This is a genomic window from Thiohalocapsa halophila, from assembly GCF_016583825.1.
In the GTDB taxonomy this organism is placed as follows: Bacteria; Pseudomonadota; Gammaproteobacteria; order Chromatiales; family Chromatiaceae; genus Thiohalocapsa; species Thiohalocapsa halophila.
In genome coordinates this window covers 1-8217 of sequence record NZ_NRRV01000117.1, presented here as the reverse complement: position 1 = coordinate 8217, position 8217 = coordinate 1, and the positions used below count along the sequence as shown (strand labels likewise).

Annotated in this window: 5 protein-coding genes and 1 pseudogene; 1 reads left to right on the top strand and 5 read right to left on the bottom strand. The window is 69.6% G+C overall.

Annotated features, from left to right (window positions below):
* From CKO31_RS24635 to ettA, 4 genes and pseudogenes are all read right to left on the bottom strand, one after another.
* Nucleotides 1–223, bottom strand: a pseudogene (locus CKO31_RS24635) (hypothetical protein); the annotation flags it as partial.
* A 385-nt stretch (nucleotides 224–608) separates the two neighbouring features.
* A complete protein-coding gene (locus CKO31_RS24630; RefSeq protein WP_200243127.1) occupies nucleotides 609–1496 on the bottom strand; it encodes an ATP-binding protein in 888 nt (295 codons plus the stop codon).
* The gene (locus CKO31_RS24625) at nucleotides 1489–4206 is read right to left on the bottom strand and encodes an EAL domain-containing protein (RefSeq protein WP_200243124.1); all 2718 of its coding nucleotides are present in this window, start codon (nucleotides 4204–4206) and stop codon (nucleotides 1489–1491) included. Before CKO31_RS24625 ends, CKO31_RS24630 begins: the two co-directional genes overlap by 8 nt.
* Before the next feature lie 40 nt (nucleotides 4207–4246).
* Nucleotides 4247–5914 (bottom strand): energy-dependent translational throttle protein EttA, encoded by a 1668-nt coding sequence (ettA, locus tag CKO31_RS24620; RefSeq protein ID WP_200243121.1) that lies wholly within the window; start codon nucleotides 5912–5914, stop codon nucleotides 4247–4249.
* Between the two features lie 288 nt (nucleotides 5915–6202).
* Here ettA and mobB point away from each other — a divergent pair, with 288 nt between their 5' ends.
* Complete coding sequence (gene mobB, locus CKO31_RS27455) at nucleotides 6203–7330, top strand: molybdopterin-guanine dinucleotide biosynthesis protein B (RefSeq protein WP_200243115.1); 1128 nt, start codon at nucleotides 6203–6205, stop codon at nucleotides 7328–7330.
* A gap of 102 nt (nucleotides 7331–7432) precedes the next feature.
* Here the strand turns inward: mobB and CKO31_RS24610 are convergent.
* Nucleotides 7433–8217: class I SAM-dependent methyltransferase (locus CKO31_RS24610; RefSeq protein ID WP_200243112.1), on the bottom strand; the 785-nt coding region annotated here is incomplete at its 5' end.

The window sequence follows — 8217 nt, the reverse complement described above, 5'->3', positions numbered from 1 at the left end:
CAATACGGGCCGGGTGCTCCCGGGGTGGGCCGAGCTGCCCGAAGAGTGCTACCAATTCCTCGGCCTGGGGACGGGTCAGCGTGCCCTCGGTGGGCTTATGGCTGGTGTAGTCGCCGGCGTCGATGACGAAATGACCCGCTTCGGTAACGTCGATGTTCAGCATGTAGTCGTCCTGGCCGACGACGCGATAGCGGATGCGGGGCAGCGGGATGGGCTTGGGCATGGATTGCACTCCTGGGCGCAAAGGCGGCAGCGAAAGCCGCGGCCGCCGAGACAAGCGCCATGATGCAACGCGCAAGTGCTCGCCGTGAAGCTACACAGCCGCAAGCAAGAGTACCCCAATGATGGGGACGACAAAAATACGGTGACAGTGTCCTTAACTGAAGCAGTGACAAGGGCCCAAGTTATGGCAATTCTGTATACTGTCACCGTTTTTCGTTTGTGGGAGCGGCATCCTTGCCGCGACGCTACTGGCATCGGCGCTGCCGGATCGTCGCGGCAGGGATGCCGCTCCCACGCCCAAAGCCACTGTGGGCGCGGTCTCTGAGCTTGGTGCCATTAGCGCTGGGGCCGCAGCATCGTCGCGGCAGGGATGCCGCTCCCACGGGTTAGGGCTGCGCCAGGCGCTCGCGGCCGGCGCGGTCGCGGGCGAATTGGTAGGCGGTGCGGCCGCTGCGGGAGCCGCGGCGCAGGGCCCATTGCAGAGCGGCGCGCTCGACGTCCGGGCCGTCGACGGCGGCGGCGCCGAGGCGCTGCAGCCAATGGCGGCACACGCTCAGGTACTGGCCCTGGGAGAAGGGCTGGAAGGAGAGCCACAGCCCGAAGCGGTCGGACAGGGAGATCTTTTCTTCCACGCTCTCGCCGTGGTGGATCTCGCTGTCGATCACGCGGGTGTCGCGGTTTTCGCGCTGGAATTCGGGCAGCAGATGGCGGCGGTTGGAGGTGGCATAGATGAGCACATTGTCCGGCGGGGCGCCGATGGAGCCGTCCAAGGCGGCTTTCAGCGCCTTGTAGCTCCCCTCGCCGGCCTCGAAGGAGAGGTCGTCGCAGTACAGGATGAAGCGCTCGTCGCGGCCGTCGATCCAGGCCAGGATGTGCGGCAGGTCGACCAGCTCGTCCTTGTCCACTTCGATGAGCCGCAGGCCCTTATCACGATAGGTGTTGAACAGCGCCTTCACCAGCGTGGACTTGCCGGTGCCGCGGGCGCCCGAGAGGAGGACGTTGTTGGCGCCGGCGCCGGCCAGAAATTGGCGGGTGTTGCGGTCGATCTCCTCGCGCTGGGCGTCGACACAGCAGAGGTCGTCCAGGGTCAGGGCATGGGGGCGGTGCACGGCCTCCAGTCGGCCCTGCGCGCCGAAGCCGCCGCCGCGGCGCCAGCGCCAGGCATGGGCGCTCCAGTCCGTGTCGGCGGCCGGCGGCAGGTGCTGCTCCAGGCGCCCGAGCAGGCCCTCGGCGCGCTCCAGCAGGGCGGCGAAGCGGGTGTCGTGGTCAGCCATGGGGGTCGTGACAGGGGTCGCGGGACGCTGCGCTGAGATCATCGCCCGGCTCGGCGCCAGCCCCGGTACCCGGGCCGGTGCCGTGCCCGCTGCCGTCCTGGGCGTCCCCATCGGCACCGGATTGGGCACCGGATTGGGCACTGGCGAGCATATCGGCGGTGACGGCGGCGTCGCAGGGCACCACGGGCAGCGGCGTGCCGATGGCGAACCCCTGGACGAAGTCCACGTTCAGCGCCCGCAGCTGGTTGATGATGGATTCGTTCTCGGCCCACTCGGCGATGGTCTTGAGGCCGAGCACATGGGCCACCTGGTTGATGGAGGCCACCAGGGCGTAGTTCACGGGGTCGGTGTGCATGTCGCGGACGAAGCTGCCGTCGATCTTGAGATAGCTCACCCGCAGCTCGCGCAGATAGCCATAGGAGGACAGGCCGCTGCCGAAGTCGTCCAGCGCGAAGGTGCAGCCGAGCGCCCCGAGGCTGGCGATGAAGCTCTGCGCCTGACCGACGTTGCGCATGGCAGCGGTCTCGGTGATCTCGAAGCAGATGGCGGCCGGCGGAATGTCATGTACCTCGAACTGGCGCTCGAGGTAAGGCAGGAAGCTGTCGTCGCTCACCGAGGTGCCCGAGAGGTTCACCGCGAACAGGAACTGCCCCGGATGCTCCCGGTGCCATTGGCGCATGCGCTCGCGCTGGGTGCTGAAGAGCTGGTGGATGATCCAGCGGTCCACGGCGGGCATCAGGATGTAGCGCTCGGCGGCCGGGATGAAGGTATCCGGCGCCACCAGCTCGCCATGGGCGTCGAGCATGCGCACCAGGATCTCGTAGTGGGTGCGCCCGCCGCCGGGCTCGGCGCCCGCCAGCGGCATAATGGGCTGGGCATAGAGCCGGAAGCGCCCGCCGCTGAGGGCCTGGGTGATGGCGGAGACCAGATGCATCTCGCCGTGGTGGCGGATCAGGGAGACGTCGCTGTCGCGGTAGACGTGGACGCGGTCGCGGCCCTCGCGCTTGGCCATGTGGCAGGCGACGTCGGCCTTGGCGAGCTCGGCCTCGGGGCTCTCGTGCTCCGGCAGGAAGGCCGTGACACCGATGCTGACGGCAACGTCGTAGGCGTGCTCGCGCCATTTGAACTGGAAGTTGCGCACGGTCTGCATCAGGTCCTCGCAGATGGCCAGGACCTCGGCCTCGGTGTGCTCGGCGAAGAGGGCGCCGAACTCGTCACCGCCGAGCCGGCCCACCAGCGCCGCGGCGGACAGCTTGACCTCGATGATCTTCGCCAGCTGGCTGATGAGGGCATCGCCGGCGGCATGGCCGACGGTGTCGTTGATGACCTTGAACTGGTCGATGTCGATGTAGCAGAGCACATGCGCTGCCTCGCTGCCGGCGGCCTCCGCCAGCAGCCGCGCCATGCGGCGCTCGAGCTCGCTGCGGTTGAGCAGGCCGGTGATGACATCGCGCTGCTCTAGGTATTCCAGCTGCTTGGCCTGGCGCTCCTGCTCGGTGAGGTCCTGCACCAGCAGCAGCCGCCGGGGACCGTCGTCGAGCTGTAGCCGCCGCTCATTGATGCGTGCCGGAAAGCGCTCGACGCCGCCGCGCAGGCCCTGGGTGTCATACACCCCGGCCAGCGCGTGGTCGGCGTTCGGATCGGCGGGGAGGGCGAGCGCCGGCAGCAGCTCGGTGACCGGGGCGCCGAGCACATCGGTTTCCAGGCAGCCGAACATGACCTCCGCAGCCGGGTTCAACAGCTCCATGCGGTGGCGCGCGTCGAGCATGACGATGCCGTCGGTGGTGCTGTCGAGCACCGCCGCGAGCTTGCGCTGGTTTGCCGTTAGGCGCTGTTGCTCGCGCAGCAAGCCGTCCTCGCGGTGGCGGGTCCAGCGCCAGAGCCGCAGACCGCCGGCCGCCGTGAGGCCCACCAACAGCAGCGAGGCCGCCACCGAGGGCACAACGACGAAGCCGAAGGGGCGATGGGCCGCCACCTGCCAACCCTCGGCACCGGCATGCGGGATGCGCACGCTGGCGATGGTCTCGGGCTGCTCCGCTGCGGCGCTCGACGCCGCCGGCGACTGCGCCGCAGCCGCCGAGCCCGACGCCGGGCGGTTCGCGAGCGGCCAGTGCCGACCGTCGTGCACCAGCCACAGCTCGGCCCAGCCCGGCGCGGCCACCGCCCGCAGCTCCGTGCACCGGCGGTGCAGGGTCAGGTGCTGGCCGCCCAGCCGCAGCCTGTGCGCCAAGATCAGCGTGGCGCGACCCGGCTCGGCGCCGCGTCCGCCGCCCTCGGCATGGCCGGGCAGCAGGCGGGTCGTGATTGCCGTGCCGGCGAGGGGCTGCTCATCTGCGATGTGCAGGTCCAGCAGCTCCGGCAACAGCTCGCGCAGCTGCGCGGCCAGTGCCTCCATGTCGGTCGGTGCATTGGCCGGGGCGCGCTCGGCGGCCGCTGCGCGTGCCTCCCCCAGCAGGCGGTGCAGGCGGACTTCTTCGCGCTGGAGGGCCAGCGCCAGCTCTGCGGCGGCGGCATGGGCGACACGCTCGGCGGCGAGCTCGCGCTCCAGCCGCGCCAGCTGTAAGGCGTGACCGACGCCGAACATCGCTATGGCGAGGATGAGCGCCCCGCCGGCCAACAGCCAGCCGCGCATGCGGCGGCGCTCGGCGGCGCCGGCGACCGTGTCGACGGTATCGGCGACGGGGGTGGAGCCGACTCCAGGCGGCGACATTCGCGGTGGCGGGCGCGACGTCCGCGCGGCACCCGTGCTGTCAGGCGTCCAGCCGCCGGAACTTGAGCCGATGGGGCTGATCGGCCTCGGCGCCGAGACGGCGGTGGCGGTCGTCTTCGTAGTCGGCGTAGTTGCCCTCGAACCAGGTCACCTGGGAGTCGCCCTCGAAGGCCAGGATGTGCGTGGCAATGCGGTCCAGGAACCAGCGATCATGGCTGATGACCACCACGCAGCCGGGGAAGGCGAGGACGGCCTCTTCCAGTGCACGCAGAGTCTCGACGTCCAGATCGTTCGTCGGCTCGTCGAGCAGCAGCAGGTTGCAGCCGGTCTTGAGCAGCTTGGCCAGGTGCACGCGGTTGCGCTCACCGCCGGAGAGGTCGCCGATGCGCTTTTGCTGATCCGCGCCCTTGAAGTTGAAGCGGCTCACATAGGCGCGCGAGGGCATCTCGAACTTGCCGACGATGATGTTGTCCGCGCCGCCGGAGATTTCCTCCCAGACGCTCTTGCCGTCGTCGAGGGCATCGCGGCTCTGGTCCACGTAGCCGATGTCGACGGTGGGGCCGACACGCAGCTCGCCGGCGTCCGGCTGCTCCTGGCCGGTGATGATGCGAAACAGCGTGGTCTTGCCGGCGCCGTTGGGGCCGATGATGCCGACGATGCCGCCCCTGGGCAGGTTGAAGGACAGGCCGTCGTAGAGGAGGCGCTCGCCGTAGGCTTTGCGCAGGCCCTCGGCCTCCACCACCAGGTCGCCGAGGCGCTCGCCGGGCGGGATGTAGATCTCGTTGGTCTCGTTGCGCTTCTGGAATTCCTGGGACTGGAGCTCGTCGAAGCGCGCCAGGCGGGCCTTGCTCTTGGCGTGGCGGCCTTTGGGCTTGGCGCGCACCCATTCGAGCTCGTGCTGCATGGTCTTGATGCGCGCCTGCTCGGTCTTTTCTTCTTGTTCCAGGCGCTTTTCCTTTTGCTCCAGCCAGCTGGAGTAGTTGCCCTGCCAGGGGATGCCGTGACCGCGGTCCAGCTCCAGGATCCAGCCGGCGACGTTGTCCAAAAAGTAGCGATCATGGGTCACCGCCACCACGGTGCCGGAGTAGTCGTGCAGGAAGCGCTCCAGCCAAGCGACGGACTCCGCATCCAGGTGGTTGGTGGGCTCGTCGAGCAGCAGCATGTCCGGCTTGGACAGCAGCAGCCGGCACAGGGCCACGCGGCGGCGCTCACCGCCGGAGAGCTTGGTTACGTCCGCCTCCCAGGGCGGCAGGCGCAGCGCCTCGGCGGCGACCTCCAGGGTGCGCTCCAGGTTGTGGCCGTCGCTGGCCTCGATGAGGTTCTCGAGCTCGCCTTGCTCCTGCGCCAGGGCGTCGAAGTCCGCGTCCGGCTCGGCGTAGGCGGCGTAGACGGCGTCGAGGCGCTCCAGGGCCTGCTTGATGGGGGCGACAGCCTCTTCCACATTACCGCGCACGTCTTTGTCGGGGTCCAGCTGCGGCTCCTGGGGCAGAAAGCCGATGTGGATGCCGGGCTGCGGGCGGGCCTCGCCCTCGATCTCGGTGTCGAGGCCGGCCATGATCCGCAGCAGCGATGACTTGCCGGCGCCGTTGAGGCCGAGCACGCCGATCTTGGCGCCCGGGAAGAACGACAGGGAGATGTCCCTGAGAATGACCCGCTTCGGCGGCACGACCTTGCCGACGCGGTTCATGGTGTAGATGTACTGCGCCATGTTGAAAGCTGCGTGAAGAGTGGGTGTTGGCCTGGTGTTGCTGTGGCTTTGCGCTGCGGCCCGTGCGGCGGCGGGCGCGACCCGAGTCCCCCGCGGCCGCGGGCTGGGGATGCGCCTGCGCGGGCACACCCAAGCGCGTTATCGCTATGATTGTGGGGTGGCGGCGAGCGCCCGCCGCATGCAACGCGGGAATTTTGCGCGTTCGCCCGACAAATGTCCAAGCAAGGGGTAGGGGGCGCGGCCATGGCCGCAGCGTCACCGTCGCCCCGAGGGGGCCGGAGGTAGCCTATGACCGAGCCATTGCTGCCCGTGGTGGGGATCGTCGCGCCCAGCGGCAGCGGCAAGACGACGCTGCTGCAAAAGCTGGTGCCTTTGCTGCGCGAGCGCGGCCTGCGCGTGGGGTATCTCAAGCATTCCCATCATCCGTTGGCCATCGACCAGCCGGGCAAGGACAGCTTCGAAGTCGCGGCGGCCGGCGCCGAGCAGGTGCTGCTGGCGGCCGCCGACGGCTGGGCGCTGATTGACTATGCCCCGCAGCGCGACGCGGACGGGGAGCTGGCACTGGCGGAGCTTTTGGCGCGCTTCGACGCCGCGCGCCTGGACCTGGTGCTGGTGGAGGGCTACCGCCAGGAGCACCACCCGAAGATCGAGATCCACCGCAGCGACGCCGGCAAGGCACCGCTATACCCGGATGATCCGGACATCGTCGCCGTGGCCACCGACGCCGAGCTGCCGCAAGGCGCGACCCCGGTGGCGCTGCCCCTGGCGGACCCCGCCGCCGTTGCCGAATACATCCAGGCCCGGCTCCGGGACGGGCGCTTTCGCGGCGAGGACCCGCGGGATGAGCTAGTGCGCCGCTGCCGCGAGGCGCGGGCGTCCCCCGCCGAGCCCCGCGCCGGCTGGCTGTCCATCCGGGTCGGCGAGCGTTATTGGCTGGCGCCCATCGCGCTCGCCGGGGACGACCCCACACATACGTCCATTCAGGCGCGCGTGATGACCGAAGGGGAGGCAGCCGAGGACACCGAGAAGCCGGCGGCGGACGGCGTCGATCTGGCCCAAGCCGAGGCGCGCATCCACCGGCAGATCTACGCCGCCCAGCCCGGGGCGCGGGCCATCGTCGGCGCGCGCATGCCCTACACGGCCGCCGTCGGCTTTCGCGGGCGCTCCTTCGAACCGGTGGACCCGGACGGTGCCCATGCCTTCGGCAGCGTACCAGCGCTCACGCTGGAGCTACAGGAGCTGGCCGGCAAGGCGCCCAAGACCGTCGCCGAGCAGCTGGTGGAGAGCGGCGCCTGCATCTTGGCCGGGCAGGGGGCCTATACCTGGGGCCGGAATCTCTCGGAGGCCCTGCAGCGCGCCGCCCTGCTGGAGCGCTCGGCGGAGATCTATACCCTGTGGCGGCAGGCGTCGGTCTGAGCGGTGTTTTCCCAGCCCCGTGGGAGCGGCATCCTTGCCGCGACACGTCGCCAGTGTGGGGTGCCAGATTCCTCGCGGCAGGGATGCCGCTCCCACGCTGAGCTACTTCTCTGCGCTCAGATAGCAGATCCAGCCGGCATCGGCATCGGCATGCTCGGCGGGCTGGAAGTCGCCGTCCGGCTCGCCGTCTTCGGTCCAGCCCTGCCAGTAGACGATGGTCCGCCCAAAGCCGGCCTCGGCGAGCAGCTCGCGGATCTCGGGTAGGGTCCAGAGCCGCCAGCGGTAGCTGAACGCCCGCTTCAGCTCCGAGCCGTCCGGCAGCGCGAAGTCGATGTGGCAAACCATCCTGCCGGTGATGGGATCATAGCTGGCCTGCTCCCAGCGGTAGGTGAAGCTGCGCTCGTCGTCCTCAATGGCACGCTCTTCGATGATCTCTCGGAAGGCGTCGTAGCCGCCGTAGGCGTCCAGGAAAAAGACCCCGTCAGCGGCGAGGTCCCGGTGCACCGCGCGAAAGTAATCCCGAAGCTCGGCGCGCGCCTGAAACAGCCAGTAGCTGAAGTTCATGGCGATGATCAGGTCCGGCGCGTCCCCCGGCGGCGCGGTCCGCACGTCCGCCTGAATCAGACTGAGCCGGGCGCGGCGCTGCGGCGGCAAGGGCGCACGGTTGTGGCGCTCGGCCCAGGCGAGGACGGCGGCGTCCGAGTCCAAGCCCTGGGCGCTGTTCCGGGGATGCCGCTCCACCCATTCACGGCAGACCGCTGCGGTGCCGCAGAAGTCCTCGCGAAGCCGGCGGGCATCACGCCTGCGCAGCCGGCGGAAGCGCTCGGTGAGGAAGTCCACTTCGGCTTCGGGGCACTGAACCGCACGCTCGTAGAGGCGGTGGGGGT

Coding starts and splice junctions, on each gene's coding strand:
- ettA (WP_200243121.1), bottom strand. CDS start 5,914: ATGGCGCAGTACATCTACACCATGAACCGCGTCGGCAAGGTCGTGCCG.
- mobB (WP_200243115.1), top strand. CDS start 6,203: ATGACCGAGCCATTGCTGCCCGTGGTGGGGATCGTCGCGCCCAGCGGC.
- CKO31_RS24630 (WP_200243127.1), bottom strand. CDS start 1,496: ATGGCTGACCACGACACCCGCTTCGCCGCCCTGCTGGAGCGCGCCGAG.
- CKO31_RS24625 (WP_200243124.1), bottom strand. CDS start 4,206: ATGTCGCCGCCTGGAGTCGGCTCCACCCCCGTCGCCGATACCGTCGAC.